The organism is Paenibacillus sp. 19GGS1-52, from assembly GCF_022369515.1.
Classification (GTDB): Bacteria; Bacillota; Bacilli; order Paenibacillales; family Paenibacillaceae; genus Paenibacillus_AQ.
In genome coordinates this window covers 501,293-524,027 of record NZ_CP059724.1, presented here as the reverse complement: position 1 = coordinate 524,027, position 22,735 = coordinate 501,293, and the positions used below count along the sequence as shown (strand labels likewise).

Sequence of the window (22,735 nt, the reverse complement as noted above, 5' to 3'; positions counted from 1 at the left end):
TTTCTCCTAGTCACAATTCTTTTTCTCACTTCAAATATTTCTTTCTATACATCCGGTTTCCGATAATCAGCAGTCCGCCAAAGAGCAGCAAAGAGATAATAATAACCACAATGAAGAATTGATTCTGCACATTGAACAGCTTGGTAAAGCTTTTCTTCTGCTCTTGTGTATATTGAAAGTCGTCATTCACAACTTCCGGCGTGTAGTCTATGTTCAGTTCCTGCCCATTGATCGAAATAACTCCTTGCAACGAAGAGATAGTACTTGTATCTGTAACTACCCGATGAACCCCCTGCTTATAGTCGGCAAAAGAAATCCAGTCCTGCTCCAGACTGTGCAGCATATCCTCAAGTCCACCTTTATCCTGCGGAAAATCGACGGTAATCGCTGTATTCAGCGGGAAAACCGGGATAGGCTTATTGGCCTTATGTTGTATGCTCTGCAAGAGTTCCAGTGGCACACTGTACAGGGATGAAGCGAATGTCTTGGATGTGTTCGTCTGTTCCAGATATCGAATCTCTTCATCTGGATATAGAACCGCTGAGTCAAAAAAGCCCATCCCCGCTCCTGCATACTCTTTATCATAGCTCCAGTAGAATTCTGCACCGACACCGAGCGGAGCAATGCCGTTCTGGATTAGCAGATTAATAAAACCATTCATTTTCTCCTGCAGCGTATGGTCACTGTTATTAATGGACGGCCTCACCACAGGAACGTTAACCATAATGCTGCCGTTCCGGGATTGCACAATCTTCAGCGCCTCCAGATAGCGCTGCATCGCTGGAAAGTCTGTATTGCTGAACACGGGCCGCACACTGGCTATAAACGGAATGCCATCCTGGTATAGCTGATCGGCGGCTTGCTTCAGCAGCTCCAGATCAGAGAATGGATAGATCTCTTTAATAACCAAATACATTTGAGGTGCGATGTCTGGAGGCAGCCAGTCCTTCAGCACAGTGGCTGCGGCCCATGTACTAGCATCCCCTTGTACCAAATACGGCACATAGGTATATCTCCCACTGCTCACGGCATATGGAACCTGCAGGCTTCTGTCCCGAAACGATAAGGTTCCGTAGGTCTTTGTTGCCTTACTTGCGACAATATAGGGCATATCTTGGACCCCCAAGCTTGTCTCTAAGGACTCCCCTATTTGGAGATCGGCACTTGCACCGTACATCACAGCCGTAGTCAGCTGTAAAGCTTTCTTCAAAGTGGCAGGAGGGTTATATCCGACGTGCAAATACTGTCCCTGATAGCTCGCTACATCATCCAGATAAGATTTGTTTGTAATAGTGAGTTCCGGATGATTAATTACTGTAATTACGTTGGAGTAAGACGCCATGGAACCCCTTAAGTACTGGTCCAGACTTTGAAGCGTTACCTTAGTATTGAGGGCCGCGAGTTGTCGTTGAAGCTCATTAACATTGCCCTCACTGTTTGTTCCTATTGCCAGGCTGTCGAATAGCAGCAGAACTTGCGGCTCTTGTGCTGCTGCAGAATGTACAGGTGAGGCTGTAAGCAGCGAGACAGCAAGGACCAGAAGCAACAGCAAACCTTGCACTCTGTTCAAGCGCTCACACCCTTTTGCGCCTCTGCCGGATAATCACTTGTAGTAGTGCTGCTGACAGGCTGGCGTTTATTTGACAATCTGCGGCTAATCACACTAGAAAGGGTCAGGAACGTTACCAAATCAAAGGATAAGGTAAACAGAAATTCATGCTTCGAGATATCAGCATCACCTGCCCCGATAATGGAGACAAAAATCCCGGATAGACCGACACCTATTGTGGCCAGGATCAGCACCATTCTCTGCATCCCCCTGAAATCCCTCGACTTCATTGCTCTCACAAAAGAAGGCATATATAGCCCCATCACTACCAACATCCAGATAAAGATAAAGGCAAATGTTCGGGGTGCCAGCTTTTCTTTAAGCAAACTATAAAGAGAGAAAAAGTGACTATGGGCACGGAACTCTTTTCCCACGGATTCCTCGTAATTACCCATAGCGGCGGGTCTGATTGTGAACGCACTTTGGGCAGCTATATTAAGAATGGAGCTAAGTTGATCGGGATTAGCAACATAATATTTGAGAATCGAACCAAATCCATAGCGACTGTAGAAATCCTGTTCAAGAATGGGAGATTTCACATCAATTGTGCCATATTGCTCGTAATAAATACTGCCCTGCAGAATTGCATATTGTTCATTAATACCGAAGGATTTCAACGTAGTCTCTGGATTCGACGACTGGTTCAGCATTCCCCGAGTCATCGCATGATACTGGTTAATATCTACAAACTCCTTGGAAATGTTCAAATACGTTGCCACTCCGGCGAACATCATAAGCGCAATAGAACCGATCATAAGGTAGCGGAATATACGGTCTTTGCGAATCCAAATGAGCATTATGGCAAGCACAGCAATAATCATGCCCACTGGAGCATTTTGCTGTTTGGAGGTAGTGAGGATGAGACTACTGACCACGAACAAAGCCAGCATAACGTAGTCATTGTATCTTTTGCGATATAACGCCAGCCATGAAGCGAACACGAAGATCATCATAATCAAGACGACGCTCTCACTGTAAAAAGAATTGAAATAAGCCGTATAGCTCGTATCTCCGAAAATAAAAATAGCTATGACTGCAACAACCAGCCCCTGCTTCCGGGACATCTTCCAGGTAATAGATTCTATTAACAAATAAATAGCGATCACATATAGAACGGTATAAATAGCCGCCTGAAAACGAATATCGAACACCTTACTGCTGAACAAAAGTGTATTAAGCCCTATAGCCAGCTTGATAAACAACGATTGCGAGGAAGCCAGCATTGCGCTATTCTCGTTAAAATATTGATAGATTCCATACTGCTTCACAAAATAACCAAAGTATTTACTATCATAATCCGGCAGATTGAAATAGAGCCCGTTGCTATAAATGTTACGGAAGAAGTCACCATTGTCCGCCATGCCCACATAAGGAGCAGTAAAGAGGGCAATGACCGAAATGAGCAGCACTCCAAAGGCTGATATTAATGCGGGTGACAGCGGGAGGTTAGCGAGCGTTATGCCGGGCCGCAGGGACGGTTCTATAAGGTTGTCTGTCATACGGGTCACCTTCATTACTTCCAGTTGGAATTAGTAGGAATAAGCCAATAAAGCCATAAGGTTGTCAAAAGAATAGGCCTGTTTATTATGTACATCGCCGAATCCTCCGTACAGCACACTGCTGGAATCCGATACTCTAAACTCGTTCATTCTGACAATGCTTTGGTGATACAGTGTTTCATCCCCGATTTCCGAGCCAATCATCGCTGTAATAGCATAGATAGCCGTGGAGCGGATATCATTCGTCGGTATGCCTTCTTTCGTGTATTGTCCATACAGCGTTCCGGCATCAACCTGCTGCTTGATATATGTAATGCTGGAGGCTTTCTGCTGATCGACCTCTGCCAAAGATAGAATGGACAGCAGCGATTCAACCGTATTAATATTCTCAGAACTATACTTGTCAGTCTTATAGTCAAATCGTGTTTCATAGAAAGGGAACTGATCGGACAAATAACCGCCTTGCAAAATTCCGTCCATATTATCCAATAATATACTGCGCAATTCGTCAGAAATCGACAATTTTCGCAAAGTGCTTAAATTAATATAGCATAAAGTAATTGAATCATTAACATTTTTGTATTCATTGTCATAAAAGTCATGCATATATCCATTTTTTACATTATTCTTATAAAATCTTTGACCATATTTATCTGCCTGCTCTATATACTGAGCTTCCCCGAAAGTCTCACCCGCTTCATATAAAGCCCGGATCAAGCGCAGGTCATCCACAGCGGCATTCACAGGATATTGCTTCTGCAGCTTAGGGCTGTATCGGTAACTGAAGCCTTCCTTCATGTCGAATGTTTCCTTAGCAAGCTTCCATTGTGCTGCAAATAGCTCCTTATTGCCGATAAGAACTGCCACTCTCATCATAAGTCCCGCAGACTCACTTAAGATCTCATGACCGCTTGCAGCCTCTCCGATCTGGTCGGTTTCCTGAAAATTTGTATATACCCCATAGGGGCCTGTAAGCTTCGTATGAATAAAGTTATATAACACTTGCTCGTCACTTTGAGTAACGACATTACTTGAAGAAGGCGAAGGTCCCGCCTTATTGCTGCTGCAGGCTGCCAGCAAGACAAGGCTCATTAGGAGCACTATGACTTTGCTGTTCTTACTGCCCTTACTTTCCAACCCCTCACCCCCAAAGAAAATGTCGCATTTTGTCATCATATTATATAACGGTAATATAAGTCACAAAGTTAATCATTATTTCCGAAAGTTTGATGTCAAATATAACCAATGAATTCTTTTATGTTCATTTTACCCAGAAATTTTCTTTTCAAAAAAAGAAAAAAAGCCACCCTCGGTCTTTCAGACCAAGGACAGCTCTTTAGAATATGATAAAACCATGTACGCAAGCTTTCCCTACCCTTTAATCCGTCGATACGTCTCGTCATCCGTGACAATATACAATCTCGCCTCTTTAGGAATGGGTTGGTCAAGCTTCCGGTTGATGCTTAGATCGTTGCGGTCGGACAATAAGGTGGCTCCTTGAAGCAGCAGATCCTGAAAGGCCTCTCCATACGTCTTCCATGCGGCATTCAGCGGGATTTCATAGATATCATCACCATGCTGCCGGCTCAGTAGCTGCGTAATTACCTCGGAGTTTCCTTCCTGCAAAGCAGACCGCACAGCCAATCTGGAAATGGCATCATGTGACAGCACGAACTCGTTGACATGAATATGCTGGAAATTCCGAATATTCTTCTCCTGCATAATTTCTACAGTGCTATGTACCTGCGGCGCGATACGTTCAATGCTGGAAGCAATAAGCAGTGATTTGCCGTCGATCAGCGAAGCTTCGTCAATCCGCGTATCCCCGAACACGATCGCCGCCTTGGCCTCAAGAATATTAGCCTTAAGAAGAATCTCATCACTGGAAGCGTCCCCACTAATGAAATGAACCTGATCCATCTGTTCCAGCGGATGTCGTCCCGTCTCATCAATGATCACGATCTGGCAGTCCGGTAAATAGCACAAAATCTCCTCTACGGCGGCCTGCGTTTTTTTGCTCCAATTGATTAGAATGACATGATTCCCACCCCGAAAGCTCAAAGTGCCTGCCCCCCTTCTTCTCTGCATCTCTGCGATAGAGTCAATGATCTTACCGATAACCAAACTGAGCAGACCGATTCCGAAAATATACAGAAAGATAGTTAATATCTTACCGCTTACCGTTTCTGCAAAATAATCACCGTATCCAACAGTAGCCATCGTGGTCATGACCCAGTAAAAGGCATTAAACCAGTTATGAAAGGTATCTGGCTCAAGCACAAAAGCTATGGTTGCACTAATTACAATAAACATCAGGATAATCAACCCAATGGATTGTTTTCTTAAACGCATCATCCTCGTGGATATTCTGAGCAGAAAATGCACCTGCCCACCCCTCTTCCGGATTTAAATAATCAAGCTGCTGATCGCAAACGCCGTTCCGATAAATACCATGCACAGCATAGTCCCTACGGCCACATTCCCTTTTTGCAGGTGCTCGGAAATGGTGAAGCCGGGGGTTACTAGCTCAAAGATCCAATAAGCTGCTACCAGGCACAGATAACCTACCGCAAACCAGAGCATCATAAACCAGATCGATGTATTCGTATAAGCCGCTACTCCAAGAATGATTGCCGTTGCTAGAAACTTGCCGCCTAACGCCAAGGCCACAGCTACATTGCCCTTCTTGAGTTCTTCCATATCCTTAAATGGTGTCATCAGGCTGAATATGAACACGCCCAACAATTGCAGCACAATAATTACAACAACACTTACCAATAAATTTACAACCGTCGTCAATTAGCCCACCCCCGAAATTTAGCATAGGCCGAATCATAATCGGCAAAATCATGAACTTCCTCCAGCACTACTGATACAGTCTTAGCTTTCTCCAATGCCGTATAACGCTTGTCGTCAATCGGCTGCTTGATCCGGTTGCCCGAAGGCAGCTCAAGCACGGCAAAGTTTCTGGTCTTATCCTTATACTGGGTCTTATATACACCCACAAGATCGACATCGGTTGTGATCGATACTTTTAGATTCTCCAGATCCTCAGTTGCCGTCTTCTGGTCACCGTACGATTTGATTGTAGACCATGAGGACAGGCGGATATCGTTACGCTGATCGGCATCGGTGACAAGCTCGGCATCCATGAACTGCAACGTCCAAATTTTGTCCCCGGTTGCATAGTTACCATCATTCGGCAGAAGATCATTATCCGGCAAAACCGTCATATCACTGCCGATCAAATCACCTACCGTACTCTCTACGACCCGATAATCCCACGGCACCCGTGAAACGCTGTCCGTAGCTTCTGTAGCGGTATCGGTATGAAATACACTCTGCTGATTGTTCGAACATGCGCTTAGCAGCAGCACTGTTAGAAGCATCATAGCTATGGCTGCCCCTAGCCGGGCTATCACCAATCTGCCAATCCGCAGCTCTCTACCTTTGTTTATATTCAATTATCTCACTCCCACCGCGATAAAATGACTGGCATTGCCTGTTATCAGTCCGCCTGCCCGGCCGAGCAGCCCGCAAGGCGTCCCATTAATGACGAACATGCCGGTCAACAGATGAAGCTCAGCTTCTGAGGTCTGTATCCGGGCTAATTCGGCTCTTTTCTGATACACACAAGGAAATAATACACTGCTGTCAAAACCTTCTTCATCCTGCAGCTCCAGCGCCCCACGTTCATCAAAGAGACGTACAGAGCCTCCCTCACGACCAAATACGGACTTGGACACAAAGTTTCCGGAGAATACAGGCTTGTTATACGTGGGTAAAATATAACTTGAGATCGCGGCACGCTCCTCTTCATCAAACAGAAGGCCAAGCTCGTACATCCCCCACACCGCCGCAATGAGCCCTTTGGATTGCAAGAGTATGCTATGCGGCCCGTTGAACAGTTGAAGATGTCCCTGTTCTACCGCAAAGGCAAGGGCATCGCCACCTTCGTCAACGGCCATCCATTCCTTGGGGTACAAGGCAAACATCCGCTCAATGATGCGACTATCGCCATCCTTCACGATCCCGTTATCAACCCATAAATCCAGACAGTCCACACATTGAATATCCAGACCGCTGTGTTTCACCAAGGCTTCAATCGTACCAGAATCCTCTAAGTGAGATCCATAAGCGACACAAGCTGCAGTATCTGGTCTTTCTTCTCGCCAGGCCGCTGCAAGAAGCTCCTGCATGGCCGTGTTAGGGCTGGATATACCTGCCTGCTGACAGATCCAGGGCGTAGCGATAGAAGCCTCCACATAACCGGTAGGCGTATCTGCATTCAACTCCAGCAGCTTGATTACCCCTGCATCCGATACGGCAAAATCAAATCTCGCATAACGGCTAATGAACCCCTGTGCCGGTAAAGGACATTCATCCAGCATCTCCCACAACACTGGGGGAATACCAAGCAGCTCATACAAGTCATGCTTGCGGTGGACGTAACGTACAGCTTTGTCGAGAATGAGCCACAGCTTCGAGGACGCTTCTTCGAGCTCTTTATACGTCTGCTCACTCATCACTGCCACTGCATCCAGCCAGTACTCTTCCTCCCCAAGGTCTGCCCAGGTGAACCCCAGCTCCTGTAGCTGCGCTACCCGAGGTGAACGTTCAAGCGCTGACTGATCCAGAATCTCGAACACACTCTGACTCTGGCTGTGCATCATCCCCCAAAACCACTCTTGCTGGAGCTCGACTTGGAGCTCGATTTAGAGGCTGAACTTGACTTTGTACTGGAGCTGGAGCTGGAGCTCGAGGAACTAAGTCCGCTGGAAGTGCCTCCGATCCCTCCGGCCTTGGATGAAGTCGATCTCCTAGTAATCGATCCCGTAGATGAGGTCGATGTCTTGGGTTTGACTACAGAGCCAGCAACCTTCTTGTTCTGAAATTTGTCGCTGCTATAGGTTGGGGCTTTATAAGTAGTACGGGTCCCTCCATAATAGGTTGGGCGGTTGTTATACCAACCTCTTGAAGAGTAATTGGAGCCGCTATTAAACAGCATGTGGTACAACAGCATATCATCCCAACCGAAGCCGGAATTATAACCACCATAATTGTTTATTACTGTCGTTCCATTAGTGGTCACTACCCCCTGCCCTTGCTCTACAACCTCTTCGGTCCCTTCATCCGGATACGGAATGTTCCAGTCTACATTTTTATCGAAATAAGCTTTGACCTCATCAGTCGACCAAGATACAAGCTTGGGTTCCTCTCCTGACGTATTGCCAGTGGCGCCTACACCCCCTGGAATAAACAGGGCATTAGCCAATAGGGCAATGCCAAGTGAAGTAGATAATACTCGAAGCGGCTTGCCTTCAGGGGTGAACAATTTCGATACAGCCAGTTCTTTAGCTTTCTCTTCTTTAGACAACTCGGGGTCCTCCTTCCCTAAGATCAATTATTCGCTGCGCATCGGAACAAGCAGAAGCTCCAGCTTGCCCTCGTCTACATTCAATCGCCCTTCAACAGTCTCATATTCAAGACTGCCTACTACAAGATAATTGACGTGCTGGAGTGCAGTAATCATATTCATGCTCCACGTACGTTCCTCAATTAGCCGCAGACCACCTTCTGGCATTTTCTCGAACAAGATGACACTCATCCCATTATCCACCTTTTACCATCCTCCCTCAACACTATTATGCTTCTGATACGGTATTAGCACCGTTTCGTTTCATATCTCAAGCCTCCGTGGATTGCCCAATAGGCTCCCGCGAACGTGAACGTCTATATAAGAATACTACGCCCAAAGAACATAAACTCACTATGAACAACAGCACGTATACATGCTTGTAGGCTTTTGCCGGCTCAATATCCCGCCCTGCATGTAAGAGCAAGCCACACACCGCAACAGATACAGAGCCGCCGAAGAACTGAACCAGCTGTAACAAGCCCATCCCGGAGCCAATCCATGTTCTGGGCAGAATCATTGAGGTTTCATTATTCAAGGAGGCCATAGTGGCCGAAAAGGCTGGCGAGAAGCACAGGTATCCAAACAGTAATACGGCCGGAGACGCAGATAAATTCAAGGCAAAAACAGCCATAATAGAGACCAGAATACCGTGGCCAATCAGTAAGAAACGCAGATTTCCATACCGATCAATCCAGTGTCCAACAAACCTAGTTAGAAAGGCAGAAAGAATCGCACCCGGAGCGATAAATAGCCCGATCATTAACGCCGATTTATGGAACAGATTAGCCAAAGCGAGCGGCATTAGGAACAAATTGCCCAAATTCAGCACCAGAATGCAAAAGCCGATGGCCACAAGCTTGCCATATCCGGGCATTCTCAGCAGCTGCGGATTAATGAACGACTCCTTGGCCCGTTTCAGGTGCCAGGCATGAGTGAAGAAAGATACTATACTTACGCCTAACCACACCAGAGACTGGCTAGTTACGGCCAACAGCAGGCTTGCCGCATTGATAACAGTCAAAGCAGCGCCCACAATATCAAATTTCCCAGCCTTGGGCTGTTCTTTCGGAAGTAATCGCAGCAGCACTGGCAGAACGATTAGCACGAGACAGGTAATCCCAAATAATCCATTCCAGCCGAAATATTGGCTGATTATCCCGCCGACAATCGGTCCCAGACCAAAAGCCATTGCGCTGCCTACAGAGATCATAGCTATAGCTCCACCGCGTCTTGCAACAGGGACGTAACGGCTGGCCAGCACGAGACCCAATCCCGCCATAGCTCCGGCACCAGCCGATTGTAAAATTCTTGTGAACAAAAGAGCCTGAAAATCATGGGCAAATAGCCCAAAGACCGATGATAGCCCAAGCGTAGTCAGTCCGATGGTCAGCAGTCTCCGGATGGGCACCAGGTCGGATAATCGGCTGTAAATAACGGTCGACAGCGCATAACCAATAGAGTAGCTGGAAATCACCCATGAGCCGAGATCAGCAGAAATATGCAGATCCTGAATAATGGTTGGCAGCGATACGTTAAACATCGTTGTGTTCATGACCACAATAAAGAGACAGAAGGTCCATAGCGGCATTACGACTTTATCATTCATTCCTGCTCCATCCCTATCTATTTATCTATAATCACTATACTAATTCTAGTTGACTGGAATTAACTTGGCAATTGAAATAGCCTGTATTTTCTGACAGCATCCTACACCAAAAGAACCTGAACCGCATACCGGCCAGGTCCTCTTTAAAATATAAGAATTTATATGCTTCACGCAAGAATTTATCCTTATATTTCTCGAAGAAACGGGTGCCGTCCATATAAAGGACGGCGAAGCCGTTTCATCTTGTAGGATGCTATATTGATGACCACTGGAACGGGTTGGCCGATTATTACACTTCCTGTACCGCAGCAATCGCCTTATCCTGGATTGGATCAACTACGGGGTCATTGTCAATAAAGTGGACTTCTCCCGGGGCCATTGAAGCAATCCGGGCCAGTGAGTAAACAGGAATGCCCCGTTTCTCCAGCAGGCTGCGCCCTTCCTGAAAGCTCTTCTCGATCACACAACCCACCCCCAGCAGCTCTGCTCCAGCCTCATTCACAATATCAACCAAGCCTACCAGGGCGGCGCCAGTAGCCAAGAAATCATCGACGATAAGCACTTTATCGTTAGGTCCAAGGTATTTTTGTGAAATGCTGATCAGATAATCCTCTTGCCGGGTAAAAGAATGTACCGGGGCTGAATATACCGCTTCGGAGAGAGTTACTGCTTTCTTTTTCTTGGCATAAATAAACGGAACGCCCAGCGCTATCGCCACAGCCATCGCAAACTGAATCCCGCTGGCTTCAATTGTAATCACTTTATTGATTGGCAGATGTCCAAATACCCGCTTAAATTCCTGCCCGATTTGTAAGGCTAGCTCCGTATCAACCTGATGATTCAGAAACGAGTCTACCTTCAACACCGTTTCCGACAGGATGAGGCCTTCTGTTCTAATGCGTTCTTGTAGTACTTTCATTGTGAATCTGATCGCTCCTTCTTGGTTAGAAAAACAAAAAGGACAGATCCCTTGAGTCGTTTCTCTCAAGTGAATCTGTCCTTCCGGGCTACAAAGACCCGCTATTTCACTCATAGTCGGACAATTACAGTGGTCATCCGGTAGAAACTTATGGGCCATATCCCCAAGATTATATGAGATTATATGAATAATCGAAAATAAATACTTTGTTTATCTTATACGGTCTGTCCGCTCCTTACAAGCAAAATTTTAAGAATAATGCCCTGCTATAAGCGCTGTTATCATAAAGAGTAGGTAGACGTTTATTTTGCAGCTTAAACGCCCTTATCACTTCAATAAATTTAGGGTAGCGTGAGCCAAATCCATACGTTCAGCTTCCAAACAAGAAACAGCCATCCCTTGAGGATGGCTGTTGTAGTGTTGCCCGTTTAGAACATAGAACGATGCTACTCCGTCTTTATTCCGGATAACCACCGGCCGGTGCCGGATGTGCTTCAATATATTTCAGCGCATTGTACATCATTTCCGCAGCATCAGCGCGGGTAATATCATCCGTAGGATTGAAATCACCTGCAGCATCCAGGTGGGCAATGCCGATAGCAAGAGCCAGTTGGATGGAACCGTCATACCCATTCGTAAATTCGGAGACATCCGCAATGTCTACCGGCATGATTTTGATCATGGGCAGATTGCTATGTTTCTCTATAGCCTGGATAAGCTGGTGCGTAAATTCCTCACGGCTCCAATTCTTTCCCGGGTCCAAATCTGCAGGCAAGCCGATATCATTATTGGCAGCAATAATCAGAGCTTCCGCATACCAAGCCTTATTATTGGCTTTCGCATAATAATCCGTTGCTAGGGGCGCTTTAATAAAACGCAATAGATCAATATTCAGATCCAGGGCATTAACGAACAGCTGAATCCCCTGTGCGGCTGTAATCGATACATTTGGTAGAAACTTATCGCTACTCACACCATGTATAACTCCCTTTTGCTGTAAGTCTACGATTTTATCTTTTGCTGGTATATTGGCCAGATCTGCAAAAGGTAACGAAGCCGCAAAGCTCTGTCCTGCAAAGGCCAGGGTTAGCAGTGCTGTTGCCGAAACTGTAAGTTTTTTTAATGTATGTTTCATCTCGTTCACCTCTTGTAAGTTTTTATATTGCTTAAATTCTTCTACTTTCTTCCAGACGAAATAACGTTAGAAAAGTTGCAGTCTACGTAAACAACCTTACGAAGCAGAAACATATAAAGTCTTATCTTTACAAGAATAGCCCGAGGGTCTACGCAGTATCGCCTAGATCCTCGGGCTATTCTTGAAGTGGTGAATGCACTCGCTTGTCCGCAATATTCGCTTATTCCACGCTGGATGCTTCTACCTCTAGCTTCTTGTTATTGAGCACATTATCCTCCAGCATGCTGGATTTATCACCATACTCTTTAATGATGTGCTTTTCTCCCCATGCACAGAGGGAATCCAATATGGATCCCAAGCTCTGACCATACTCGCTGAGCTCATATTCCACTTTGGGAGGGACCTGATTATAGACGATCCGATTGACGATGCCATCCTGCTCCAATTCTCTAAGCTGTTGGGTCAGCATTTTTTGCGTGATATTCGGCATATGGCGCTTTAAATCGCTTGTCCGCATCTTCCCATGCGTTAAATGGCAGAGAATCACACATTTCCACTTCCCGCCGATGACTTCCAAGGTTGCCTCTACCGAAATATTATATTTCTTCGCCATAATATCTATGTTCCTCCTAAGTAATCATCATCCAAGTTAGATCTATGGGTACTTTTTAGTACCTACAGCACCAAAAAGTGCGTACTATTCATTGTCATACCTATAACTCATAATAACACTTATCGGCCGATGATTACCATAGTGTAGGAGTGAGAAAAATGACTTTGGATAAAAAAAGAAGTACACTGGCGCTGCTTGCCCTAGCAGTTAGTGCCTTTGCAATAGGAACAACCGAGTTTATCAGTGTTGGACTGCTGCCGCTCATCTCAAATGACTTGAACATATCCGTGACGACAGCCGGGTTAACCGTTACTTTATACGCTTTGGGGGTAACCTTTGGGGCCCCCATCCTAACTTCTCTGACCACAACCTTCTCGCGCAAAACATTATTACTAGCGATTATGCTAGTGTTCATTGTCGGCAATAGTCTCGCCGCCGGGGCGAATGGAATTATCGTACTGCTGATAGCCCGCGTGATATCCGCCTTAGCGCACGGTCTCTTCATGTCGATCGCCTCTACGATTGCAGCCGATCTCGTTCCTGAGAATCGTAGGGCCAGTGCGATCTCGATTATGTTCACCGGGCTGACTGTAGCTACCGTTACTGGAGTCCCGCTGGGTACGTTCCTTGGACAACAACTAGGCTGGCGCGCTGCCTTTGTGGCCATTGTTGGAATAGGCATTGTAGCACTTATCGCTAACTTGATCCTGATTCCGGCGGGTCTGCGCAGAGGAACCCGCACACCGCTACGTGAGCAGGTTCAGCTTGTGACCAATGGACGCTTGCTACTGGCTTTTACCATTACTGCTCTGGGCTATGGGGGTACATTCGTTGTCTTCACTTACTTGTCGCCTCTGCTCCATGATATCAGTGGTTTCCAAGAACAGACGGTCGCCATCATTCTGCTGGTTTATGGAATTGCCATTGCGATTGGCAATGTTATAGGTGGCAAAGCAGCCAACCACAAACCGATGAACGCTTTGTTCTACATGTTTGCCCTGCAAGCTATCGTGTTATTCGTCTTAGCTTTTACAGCTCCTTTTAAGGGTCCGGCCCTAATTACTATCTTCTTTATGGGACTGCTCGCCTTTATGAACGTTCCCGGATTGCAGGTTTATGTGGTCATGCTGGCCGATCGATTTGCCCCAGGAGCCCGGGATATAGCCTCTGCTGTTAATATTGCTGCGTTTAACGCAGGTATTGCGATTGGCGCTTACCTCGGAGGCGTCGTAACCGACCATATGGGATTGATTCATACTGCTTGGGTAGGGGGAATTATGGTGCTGGGAGCTGTATTCCTAACGGCCTGGAGCCGTGCTTTGGAACGAAAAGATGAGACTCAGCTTAAGAGTGAACCTGCTTATTTATAAACCTGTAGTCTTTGATATAAATTTGGAATTGCTATTCAATACAACTTGGGAGGTTATTTAATATGGCTAAGCATTTACAGGATACAACTACACTGCACAATGGTGTGGAGATGCCGTGGTTTGGACTCGGAGTATTTAAAGTAAAAGAAGGCGCAGAGCTAGTGGAGGCCGTAAAGTCGGCCATTGCCCACGGCTACCGCAGCATCGACACTGCAGCAATTTATGAGAATGAGACCGGCGTTGGTCAGGGAATCCGTGAAGCCCTGCTGGAGAACAAGCTGTTAAGAGAGGAACTCTTCGTCACTTCAAAAGTATGGAATGCGGATCTGGGCTACGAATCAACCCTTGCCGCCTACGAGACAAGCCTGGCGAAACTTGGTCTGGACTATCTTGATTTATATCTCATTCACTGGCCGGTCAAGGAAAAATACCAAGAAGCCTGGAGAGCGCTGGAGACATTATATAAAGAAGGCCGGGTCAAAGCCATCGGTGTCAGCAACTTCCAGATCCATCATCTGGAGGATGTTGTGAAGGATAGCGAAATTGTACCCATGGTCAATCAGGTCGAACTCCATCCGTATCTCTCTCAGCAAGAACTGCTCAGCTTCTGCAAGGAGCAGGGTATTCAATTGGAAGCCTGGTCCCCACTGATGCAGGGCCAATTGCTGGAGCAGCCTCTATTACAAGATATTGCTGTTAAACACGGTAAATCCGTGGCTCAGGTTATTCTGCGTTGGGATTTGCAGCGTGGCATTGTAACGATCCCTAAATCTACCAAAGAGCAGCGGATCATCAAAAATGCTGCCCTGTTTGATTTTCAGTTAACGGAAGAGGATATGACCTTGATTGCCAGCCTTAACCAAGACCAACGGGTCGGTCCAGACCCTGACAACTTCGATTTCTAAAGCGCCACCAAGGCAATGAGAATGGGCAGTACTATGAAAGAGGCCAGCGTCGTCCATAAAATACATCTGGAGACCAAATCTGCGGAGGCATTAAACCGCTCTGCCAGCACAACCGCATTTACCGCAACAGGCATAGAAGCAAGAATTAGCAGCACTGAGAATAAAGGCCCTGTAATATGCAGGAGGGTTAACCCGAGATAGGCAATCAGCGGTGCTAGAAATAAGCGAACCGTAAGTCCTGTCCAAAAAGCAGACTGCAGCTTGCGCTCCACCTGAGCCACTCTGACTTTGACCATCTGTGCGCCTAATATCGCCAGTACCACAGGAGAGTAAGCTCCTGCCACCATAGCGACCCCTGACGCAACCTCATGCGGCATATGCAAATGCAAGGCTCTGAGCCCCAAAGCTAGAATAGCCGCATAGATGGCAGGCAGGGAAAACACCGATTTAACTGCATTTTTCACAGAGAACTGTGATCTCGCTGCGAAGTATACCCCCAGCGTATTAACGATGACCATCTGTCCAATAACATAAACCGAGGCTTTATCTAGTCCAAGCTGTCCAAAGGCGAGCAACACAAGCGGCAAACCATAATTCACACTGTTGGTAAAGGTGGAGACCAGTGTCAGCCCCGCTAGTTCGGGTGGAGCCAGCTTCAATATTGTTCCCAACACATTCGCGAGCGCCCACAATAGGAACAGATTAAGAAGAGAAAAGGCCAAGGTCTTATATACATCATCAAACGAAATATCCGCCGTAGCCAAGGTGTCCAGAATGATTGCCGGACTCAAAAAGTATAAATATAAGGTCAACAAGGGCTTAGTATCCAGATTCTTAAACCGCCCGAGTAGCGCTCCCGCGATAACAGGGATGGACAATGGCACGATGACTTGATATAAAGTCAATAATACGGTCTGGATCAAGAAGCAGGACCCCTCTGTTCTGTAGTTACTTCATACTATAACCAAAGCAGAAAGGAAAAGTCTAAGACACGGAAGCAATATGTTTAATAGTGATTACCTATGACCGACGCTGGCTTTCCCAAGGATAGTATGGTTATGATTAGGAAAATCCGTAATTGGGACAGGAGGATGTCTTGTATGGTAGAGCCCGTTATTCTAACCAAGGGGACCCCAGGTGAACCCTGCCCTATTGCCAAAACTCTGGATGTCATCGGGACGAAATGGACCTTTTTAATTATCCGCGACCTACTGATGGATGGAACAAAGCGCTTTAGTGATCTCTTGAGATCACTGGAGGGTATCAGTCCTAAGACGCTTGCGTTAAGGCTTAGAGAGCTGGAAAGTCATGGCATTCTGGAACGGACCGTTTATCCCGAGGTTCCGCCACGAGTAGAATATACATTGACTGAAAAGGGTATGCGCTTGGAAGCGATTTTTATTGAATTAAAACGTTATGGTCTCACGCTTTAATTGCTACAGCCACACAAAACTATACTTTTCGACACTATATGTATTAATTGTAACTACTTCCCTAAGGGAAGTAACAGGAATATACTACTTCCCAGAGAGCATTATACTTTGTGGAGGAGGTAACCTAATGTTAATAGGGCAAAGGGTTGTTATTATTGGAGGTAGCTCTGGAATCGGCCTGGAGACGGCCAGACTCGCGGCAGCTGAAGGTGCGGAAGTTATTATTGCCAGTCGTTCCAAAGATAAGCTGGAGAAGGCCAAAGAAGGGTTAGGAGCAGCTATTACTGCCTATATCCTGGATATAACCGATGAAGAACAGGTACACTCTTTTTTTGAAAAAGTAGGAACATTCCAACATCTGGTAGTAAGTGCGGCGGAGACAAGTGGAGGGCCTTTTCTGGAAACTCCTACTAGCGCTGCGCGTCAACTGTTTGAGAATAAATTCTGGGGCCAATACTATGCAGCCAAATACGGTGCTCCGAAGATATCTCCGCAAGGCTCTATCACACTGTTCTCCGGTGTTGTTGCCTATAAAGCAATGATCGGCTCTTCCACCCTCGGTGCAGTCAATGCGGCCGTTTCCAATCTCGGCCAAACCTTGGCTCTGGAGCTGGCTCCCCTCCGGGTGAATATCGTTTCTCCAGGAATCATTGATACACCCTCCCGTGAGAAAATGCCGGTAGCAGCGCGAAATGACTTCTACACTAAAATTGCTGCCAAGCTGCCAGCAGAACGGGTTGGCACAGCCGTGGACGTCGCTCAGAGTGTACTCTATCTGATTCATAACGGGTTCGTAGCCGGAACGGTTCTTCACGTAGAGGGTGGTCATATCCTGACTTAACAAGTTTCTTCGAGAAATATAAGGATAAGTTATCGTGTGAAGCATATAAATTCTTATATTTCTAAAAAATCCCTGTCCTCTTAGAAATAAGGGGACAGGGATTTTCAAGATAGCGTATTAAAGAGCTCTGATCTCAAGCAGTTCATATTTGATAACGCCCATAGGTGCATTGACACTGATTATGTTGCCGACTTTTTTGTTCAGCAATTCCTTGCCCAACGGACTCTCATAGGAAATCTTGTTATCCAGAACATCTGCTTCAGCAGGACCTACAATTCTATACTCAATCTTTTCGGAATATTCAATATCATTCAGAATAACAATGGAGCCAACGCTGACTGAGGTACTGCTTATGCTTTTTGCATCCACCACACGAGCTTTGGTTAACATCTTTTCCAATATGATCACTCGGGTCTCCATGAACGACTGATCATTCTTGGCGGAGTGGTATTCACTATTCTCCTTCAGATCTCCGTAGCTGATTGCCAATTTAAGCCGAGCCGCTAATTCCTTACGTTTGACAGTCTTCAAATCTTTAAGCTCTGCCTCTAATTTTGCCAATCCCTCTTCGGTCAAGAATACTTCTTCGTTAGACATGTTTACAACTCCTATTTAGCTCGCCTTTATTGTATTTTACCTTATATTACACAAACATGCGAAAAGAATGCGTAATAACTACATTACTTTAGTAGTTTTCTCCTGAATAAGCTTTAGAACAAATCATTTCACTAAATAGTTAATTAATTATCGAGGTAAATTTACCCAATTGTTGTATGATACTCATAAAGCAATCTTGTATGTTTCTTTCAACGTGTACCTATTAAATCTAACAACAGGTGAGGGGTAGAGTGAGCAAACATGTTGACGAAGAAGAAAGGTTTTCGCAGTATTCAAGGGATTCTAATATTAATGTTTTTCCTGCAGTTTCTCGTACCTAATCCGCACGCAGTAATTGCGCAATCCAAAGCTTCATCCGCAGCTGCAAGTTATGATGTTGTCGTGATTGGAAGTGAGATTCAGGGTGTATTATTAGCCAAGGAGGCACGAAATTTAGGACTCAAAGTCATTATCCTCGATCCACGCAGCAAGCCCGGTGGGGAGTTAATTCAGGGGCAAATGTTGGTTCTTGATGATGTTAATGACAATAAGCATAACAATCTGGTTCAAGGAGAGATCAAGAACCTTTATACCAAATATAAAGCAGGTTCCATTCGAAAAATCGCGGAATTTAGTAACTATTATGACAAGCTTATTAAAGGAATACCGATTAAGAGTGGAATCGTTATTGATTCAGTTAATACCATAAAATCAGATAAGGGAAAATCTCTGCAAACCCTGACTTATCGAGCCACAGATGGCTTAACTTATACAATTCAGTCTAAGTACTGGGTGGAAAATACCGATTTCAATGCTCTGAGCGCTAAACTGGGTGACAAACGTATTCCCGGAATGGAATCACTCTACCATGGTAAACGGCCAGATTATATGACAGCTACTTATATGATGAATTTCAAAAAAATAAATTGGAATACGCTCCATCAGGTCATTCTGGATGATTACCCACTAACAAATGTGCGAAAGAAATATGGTTTCACCACTTATGTGGATTGGAATTTCGCCACTGGATTCAGTAATTTCACTAATAAATATATCACTCGGGATAAGATGTTAAGACTGCGAGGCTTAAATGTAACCAATCAAAGGGACGGAGAGGTTACCATTAACGGTCTGCTTATTTATGATGTGAATCCTTCTGACCCTAAATCAGTACAGATAGCAATTACCAAATCTAAGGCCGAGATACCCCGAATCTTAACCTTTTTACGTAAAAATATACCCGGCTTCGCCAAAGCAGAACTTGACGGATTCCCCGAATACCTATATATCCGCGACTATAACCGTTATGAAACCAAGTATATACTTGATTATGCAGACTTAATGGGAGCGCGAATGTTCTGGGATAATGTTAGCATTGGTGGATATGAAATAGATTTACAAGGAACTAAAACCATTCCAGATGGAATAGGCTTTGGTAAACCTGATCACTACGGCCTACCGCTACGTTCATTTGAACTCAAATCCTATGATAATGTGTTAGTTGTAGGTAAAAACGTAGGAGCTAGCATCAAAGCCTATGGCAGTGCACGTGTTATGCCAACTACAGCTTTGGCAGCGCAGACCATCGGTATTATTCTTGGACGAGAGAAGAATAAGCGCCTAGTTGATTTGAACCAAGCCGACTTTAAGAGAATAAATAAATATTTAGAGAAAGATTATAAGATCAAACTCCAGCATTAGGAGTAGTTATATATTACCTGCTATTATTTTCATGCTTATAAACGCATAAATCCCCGCTATCCTTATAATTTATAAGGCAACGGGGACTTATGTGTTCATTCCACTATTCAATTCAATCATTTCCTCCAACATCAATCCATATCCTTGACATGGTGACCCTTATTCATTATTCAACTTAATCTTGTTAACCGTGCGTTTTCGAATTACCCGTGCACTCCTGTCCGGAGTATTGCTCCATGTCTTGCATATGGGATGAGTTCCCGCGTACACGATCTCACGAAAAACGTTTTCACGGACGTTTCCCCTAGTGTGAACAATCGTTTCAGTACGCTTCGCTTACCTGTTGCAACGGAATCACGCTCCTTCGACCGCAAGATGTTTCTTGCTTGAAAAGCTTATTCCTTTCAAAACAACCACCTCGGCAACCGCCTTTAGCGTAATGAATACGGTTCCATTGGTGATGCCTAGAGTATAACGCATTATAGCTAAATATCAAACATGCATAATATTCGATATTTCGCCATATTTCTCGCTATTCTCTCTTCTTATCCTCTAAATCAAGTAGAATCTAAGAATATCTTCAAAATATTAGCATTCCAGAGCAATTGCACGGTTATTCAAATAATCGCCCTGATTCCCTGATTCCCTGATTCATTGTACCTTTCTTACTGTTGTAACCTTAAGTACCGGAATTGATTGTTTCTTTCCCTCTCTCAGGAGGAACGTAAGCGGAATCGCAACCACGCCAATAAACGTAGCTACAAGGAACACGTCCTGTACACTAAAGGTCATCCCTTGAGCTTTGATAAAAGCTGATGTGGTGGCGGCACCTTCGCTTAGTTCCTTCTGATGGGTCAACGCTCTGGCGGCGAGCAAAGAGCTAAAGATGGCAATGGACAACGCTCCGGTGGCCTGACGTACCCAGCTTGTGACTGAAGAAGCATGACCCGAATACTCTTTGGGAATAGCAGACATTCCTGCATTGGTGACCGGCATAAAGGCCAAAGCAATCCCTACAGACCGAAGCCCCATCCATGACGCCACATATACATGCGTAGCATTCAGTGTAATATGGCTTAGCTCCCAGGTCGAAATAATCAGCAGCACCATACCGCTAAGAATAAGCCAAAAGGGTCCAATTCTAGAATAAAGCTTGCCGACAATGGGAGACAATATAGCCATTACTATCGAGCCTGGCAGCAGCACCAAGGCTGTATTTAAAGGAGTAGACTGCTGAACATCCTGCAAGAAAATCGGAATCAAAAAGGTCCCCGCGTATAAAGCGATGGTAATAATACAGTTAATGATCAGACTATACGTAAACTGTTTCTGTTGAAACACTTTCAGATTAAGCAGTGGTTCCTTAATGGACAGCTCCCTGCGTATGAAATACGCTAGTATAACCGCTCCAACAAATAGGAGACCCAGCGTCTTCCAAGAGGTCCAGCCCCAAGCATTCCCTTTGCTAAAAGCCAGAATAATGAAGGCACTGCTCAGCACGACAGTGACAAAGCCGGGCAAGTCAAATATTTTGGGTACGATAGCACCCCGGAGATTGGGCAAGCATTTAAATGCTACAACGATGGCAATGATGCCAATCGGCAGATTGATAATAAATAAGGATTCCCAGCCAAAATAACCAGTAAGCCAGCCGCCGAGCGTAGGTCCAAAAGCTGGAGCAAGCATCGAGGAGAGACTCCATAGGCTCAGCGCAAAGGCCTGTTTTCCTTTTCCAATAAATTGATAGATCATCGTCAATGTTGTGGGAATAATTAACCCGCCGAATACCCCTTGCAGAATACGAAAGGTAATCAGAGAATCAATATTCCAGGCGATCGTACATAATGCGGAAAATAGCGTAAAGCCCGATAAGGCAAATAGATATAGTCGTTTATAGCTCCACTTATCACCAAAATAGCCAACGACCGGCGCAACGATCCCTGTAGCCAGCAAATATCCGGTAATCATCCATTGAACGGTACTAATATCTGCATCAAAGTCCTTCATAAATACCGGAAAGGCTACATTAATTGTAGTCGTGCTTAAGATGGCCATGAAATTCCCAAAAAAGATGGCGAAGATAATCGGCCAAAAGGCCGGATTCTTCACAGCTTGCTTATTCATCAAAATTCTCTCCTCTGTACTCCATCGCTGCATAAATAACCACATATATTTGAAATTAGTTGTATGATACAATGAGTTATATATAATTGTATTATACAACCACAATGATGAAAGTCAATATGCTTTACATCATTGTGCGCTTTCATTTATGATCTTCATTTATAATGTTTAGACAAGCACTGAAATTTATTATGGAGGAAACTTTCATATGGAGGATAAGAATCTTGAACTCATTAATAATGAACTGATCTCGCTCATTCGCCGTGCTTCTTTGGATCGGAAACATGGGGGTCTGGACCGCTCTACCTATACCCTGCTCCATCATCTGTCTATTCATCAGCCACTGGGCGTGAAGGCCCTAGCCGATGAATTCCGCTTAGATATATCTACCCTTAGCAGACAGACCAGTGTTCTGGAATCTAAAGGTTACGTAGTGCGGCTGCCGGACCCGCAGGATGGGAGATCCAGCAACTTTCGGATTACCGAGTTAGGTGCAGCGAAGCTCAGCGAAGCTAAAAAAGTCAGACTGGAACGATATAAACTATTACTGGCCGACTGGACCGCCGAAGAACGTCAGACCTTTGGAACCTTGCTAGCCCGGCTAAACCGAACACATCTTGAATAACAGCCTAGAGGATTGACGAATGTTGACGAAACTGGTAGATTAAATTAATCATACAAATTAACTCGGAATTACATTTAAGCAAAGGGGCTGGTTCGCATTAACTTTATATTTTTTTCCCCTCATTTCCCTAAGAATAGTGCCGACTTTTGTTACCATTTACACGCACAGGGAGCGACGGTTTTAGGAATCGGAGATATTGAATATACACATCTTGAGGACAAGCTGAAAGCTTCACTAACAGAGTATTACAAAGTTAATGATCTGGAGAGCTATGAGGAGATTCTGAGAGCAGTCGGATTCTTCACTCATAAATATGGCAAAATCGATCGATTCGAGTCT

Annotated in this window: 22 protein-coding genes and 1 riboswitch; of the genes, 6 read left to right on the top strand and 16 right to left on the bottom strand. The window is 45.1% G+C overall.

Features of this window, described 5'->3' with window-relative positions:
• Positions 1-25: 25 nt before the first annotated feature.
• From H1230_RS02465 to H1230_RS02405, 13 genes are all read right to left on the bottom strand, one after another.
• Positions 26-1,570 (bottom strand): hypothetical protein, encoded by a 1,545-nt coding sequence (locus H1230_RS02465; protein WP_239714076.1) that lies wholly within the window; start codon positions 1,568-1,570, stop codon positions 26-28.
• Positions 1,567-3,108, bottom strand: a complete 1,542-nt coding sequence (wsfD, locus tag H1230_RS02460; RefSeq protein ID WP_239714075.1) for a glycan biosynthesis hexose transferase WsfD — start codon at positions 3,106-3,108, stop codon at positions 1,567-1,569. Before wsfD ends, H1230_RS02465 begins: the two co-directional genes overlap by 4 nt.
• A gap of 30 nt (positions 3,109-3,138) precedes the next feature.
• Entirely contained in the window at positions 3,139-4,245 is a 1,107-nt protein-coding gene (locus tag H1230_RS02455; protein WP_239714074.1) for a glycosyl hydrolase family 8, read from the bottom strand.
• A 234-nt stretch (positions 4,246-4,479) separates the two neighbouring features.
• Positions 4,480-5,463, bottom strand: a complete 984-nt coding sequence (locus tag H1230_RS02450) for a potassium channel family protein (protein ID WP_345773393.1) — start codon at positions 5,461-5,463, stop codon at positions 4,480-4,482.
• A 51-nt stretch (positions 5,464-5,514) separates the two neighbouring features.
• A complete protein-coding gene (locus H1230_RS02445; RefSeq protein WP_239714073.1) occupies positions 5,515-5,907 on the bottom strand; it encodes a DUF350 domain-containing protein in 393 nt (130 codons plus the stop codon).
• Positions 5,904-6,500: a signal peptide protein gene (locus H1230_RS02440; protein WP_481857156.1), complete on the bottom strand. Its 597-nt coding sequence runs from the start codon at positions 6,498-6,500 to the stop codon at positions 5,904-5,906. The genes H1230_RS02445 and H1230_RS02440 overlap by 4 nt, the downstream gene beginning before the upstream one ends.
• Positions 6,501-6,572: 72 nt before the next feature.
• On the bottom strand, positions 6,573-7,781 hold the full coding sequence (locus tag H1230_RS02435; RefSeq protein WP_239714072.1) for a glutathionylspermidine synthase family protein: 1,209 nt from the start codon (positions 7,779-7,781) through the stop codon (positions 6,573-6,575).
• Complete coding sequence (locus tag H1230_RS02430) at positions 7,778-8,485, bottom strand: hypothetical protein (protein ID WP_239714071.1); 708 nt, start codon at positions 8,483-8,485, stop codon at positions 7,778-7,780. Before H1230_RS02430 ends, H1230_RS02435 begins: the two co-directional genes overlap by 4 nt.
• A 27-nt stretch (positions 8,486-8,512) precedes the next feature.
• The gene (locus H1230_RS02425; RefSeq protein WP_239714070.1) at positions 8,513-8,728 is read right to left on the bottom strand and encodes a hypothetical protein; all 216 of its coding nucleotides are present in this window, start codon (positions 8,726-8,728) and stop codon (positions 8,513-8,515) included.
• 67 nt (positions 8,729-8,795) lie between these two features.
• Entirely contained in the window at positions 8,796-10,133 is a 1,338-nt protein-coding gene (locus tag H1230_RS02420; RefSeq protein ID WP_239714069.1) for an MFS transporter, read from the bottom strand.
• Positions 10,134-10,422: 289 nt separating this feature from the next.
• The gene (locus tag H1230_RS02415; protein ID WP_239714068.1) at positions 10,423-11,052 is read right to left on the bottom strand and encodes a xanthine phosphoribosyltransferase; all 630 of its coding nucleotides are present in this window, start codon (positions 11,050-11,052) and stop codon (positions 10,423-10,425) included.
• A 93-nt stretch (positions 11,053-11,145) separates the two neighbouring features.
• Positions 11,146-11,249, bottom strand: a riboswitch (purine riboswitch).
• 260 nt (positions 11,250-11,509) lie between these two features.
• Complete coding sequence (locus tag H1230_RS02410; RefSeq protein ID WP_239714067.1) at positions 11,510-12,187, bottom strand: S-layer homology domain-containing protein; 678 nt, start codon at positions 12,185-12,187, stop codon at positions 11,510-11,512.
• A gap of 220 nt (positions 12,188-12,407) precedes the next feature.
• Complete coding sequence (locus tag H1230_RS02405; protein WP_239714066.1) at positions 12,408-12,800, bottom strand: winged helix-turn-helix transcriptional regulator; 393 nt, start codon at positions 12,798-12,800, stop codon at positions 12,408-12,410.
• Between the two features lie 158 nt (positions 12,801-12,958).
• Here H1230_RS02405 and H1230_RS02400 point away from each other — a divergent pair, with 158 nt between their 5' ends.
• Together H1230_RS02400 and H1230_RS02395 are read left to right on the top strand one after the other, a co-directional pair.
• A complete protein-coding gene (locus H1230_RS02400; protein WP_239714065.1) occupies positions 12,959-14,170 on the top strand; it encodes an MFS transporter in 1,212 nt (403 codons plus the stop codon).
• 62 nt (positions 14,171-14,232) lie between these two features.
• Positions 14,233-15,075 (top strand): aldo/keto reductase, encoded by an 843-nt coding sequence (locus H1230_RS02395; protein WP_239714064.1) that lies wholly within the window; start codon positions 14,233-14,235, stop codon positions 15,073-15,075.
• Here the strand turns inward: H1230_RS02395 and H1230_RS02390 are convergent.
• Positions 15,072-15,998, bottom strand: a complete 927-nt coding sequence (locus H1230_RS02390; RefSeq protein WP_239714063.1) for an AEC family transporter — start codon at positions 15,996-15,998, stop codon at positions 15,072-15,074. The genes H1230_RS02395 and H1230_RS02390 overlap by 4 nt on opposite strands.
• A gap of 177 nt (positions 15,999-16,175) precedes the next feature.
• On the opposite strand from H1230_RS02390, the gene H1230_RS02385 reads away from it, so the two are divergent.
• Positions 16,176-16,508, top strand: coding sequence for a winged helix-turn-helix transcriptional regulator (locus H1230_RS02385; protein WP_239714062.1), 333 nt, complete (start codon positions 16,176-16,178; stop codon positions 16,506-16,508).
• Between the two features lie 127 nt (positions 16,509-16,635).
• Complete coding sequence (locus H1230_RS02380) at positions 16,636-17,349, top strand: SDR family oxidoreductase (RefSeq protein WP_239714061.1); 714 nt, start codon at positions 16,636-16,638, stop codon at positions 17,347-17,349.
• Positions 17,350-17,466: 117 nt separating this feature from the next.
• Here H1230_RS02380 and greA read toward each other — a convergent pair whose 3' ends face one another.
• On the bottom strand, positions 17,467-17,946 hold the full coding sequence (gene greA, locus H1230_RS02375) for a transcription elongation factor GreA (RefSeq protein ID WP_239714060.1): 480 nt from the start codon (positions 17,944-17,946) through the stop codon (positions 17,467-17,469).
• A gap of 261 nt (positions 17,947-18,207) precedes the next feature.
• On the opposite strand from greA, the gene H1230_RS02370 reads away from it, so the two are divergent.
• The gene (locus H1230_RS02370) at positions 18,208-19,647 is read left to right on the top strand and encodes an FAD-dependent oxidoreductase (RefSeq protein ID WP_239714059.1); all 1,440 of its coding nucleotides are present in this window, start codon (positions 18,208-18,210) and stop codon (positions 19,645-19,647) included.
• A gap of 651 nt (positions 19,648-20,298) precedes the next feature.
• On the opposite strand, the gene H1230_RS02365 is transcribed toward H1230_RS02370, so the two are convergent.
• On the bottom strand, positions 20,299-21,771 hold the full coding sequence (locus H1230_RS02365; RefSeq protein WP_239714058.1) for an MDR family MFS transporter: 1,473 nt from the start codon (positions 21,769-21,771) through the stop codon (positions 20,299-20,301).
• A gap of 208 nt (positions 21,772-21,979) precedes the next feature.
• Here H1230_RS02365 and H1230_RS02360 point away from each other — a divergent pair, with 208 nt between their 5' ends.
• Positions 21,980-22,396, top strand: coding sequence for a MarR family winged helix-turn-helix transcriptional regulator (locus H1230_RS02360; protein WP_239714057.1), 417 nt, complete (start codon positions 21,980-21,982; stop codon positions 22,394-22,396).
• Positions 22,397-22,735: the final 339 nt, after the last annotated feature.

Bases quoted from the DNA above. Each gene is read 5' to 3' on its own strand.
- H1230_RS02415 (WP_239714068.1), bottom strand. From the start codon at position 11,052: ATGAAAGTACTACAAGAACGCATTAGAACAGAAGGCCTCATCCTGTCG.
- H1230_RS02400 (WP_239714065.1), top strand. From the start codon at position 12,959: ATGACTTTGGATAAAAAAAGAAGTACACTGGCGCTGCTTGCCCTAGCA.
- H1230_RS02410 (WP_239714067.1), bottom strand. From the start codon at position 12,187: ATGAAACATACATTAAAAAAACTTACAGTTTCGGCAACAGCACTGCTA.
- H1230_RS02360 (WP_239714057.1), top strand. From the start codon at position 21,980: ATGGAGGATAAGAATCTTGAACTCATTAATAATGAACTGATCTCGCTC.
- wsfD (WP_239714075.1), bottom strand. From the start codon at position 3,108: ATGACAGACAACCTTATAGAACCGTCCCTGCGGCCCGGCATAACGCTC.
- H1230_RS02365 (WP_239714058.1), bottom strand. From the start codon at position 21,771: ATGAATAAGCAAGCTGTGAAGAATCCGGCCTTTTGGCCGATTATCTTC.
- H1230_RS02405 (WP_239714066.1), bottom strand. From the start codon at position 12,800: ATGGCGAAGAAATATAATATTTCGGTAGAGGCAACCTTGGAAGTCATC.
- H1230_RS02370 (WP_239714059.1), top strand. From the start codon at position 18,208: ATGTTGACGAAGAAGAAAGGTTTTCGCAGTATTCAAGGGATTCTAATA.
- H1230_RS02385 (WP_239714062.1), top strand. From the start codon at position 16,176: ATGGTAGAGCCCGTTATTCTAACCAAGGGGACCCCAGGTGAACCCTGC.
- H1230_RS02450 (WP_345773393.1), bottom strand. From the start codon at position 5,463: ATGATGCGTTTAAGAAAACAATCCATTGGGTTGATTATCCTGATGTTT.
- H1230_RS02420 (WP_239714069.1), bottom strand. From the start codon at position 10,133: ATGAATGATAAAGTCGTAATGCCGCTATGGACCTTCTGTCTCTTTATT.
- H1230_RS02380 (WP_239714061.1), top strand. From the start codon at position 16,636: ATGTTAATAGGGCAAAGGGTTGTTATTATTGGAGGTAGCTCTGGAATC.
- H1230_RS02440 (WP_481857156.1), bottom strand. From the start codon at position 6,500: ATGATGCTTCTAACAGTGCTGCTGCTAAGCGCATGTTCGAACAATCAG.
- greA (WP_239714060.1), bottom strand. From the start codon at position 17,946: ATGTCTAACGAAGAAGTATTCTTGACCGAAGAGGGATTGGCAAAATTA.
- H1230_RS02395 (WP_239714064.1), top strand. From the start codon at position 14,233: ATGGCTAAGCATTTACAGGATACAACTACACTGCACAATGGTGTGGAG.
- H1230_RS02435 (WP_239714072.1), bottom strand. From the start codon at position 7,781: ATGATGCACAGCCAGAGTCAGAGTGTGTTCGAGATTCTGGATCAGTCA.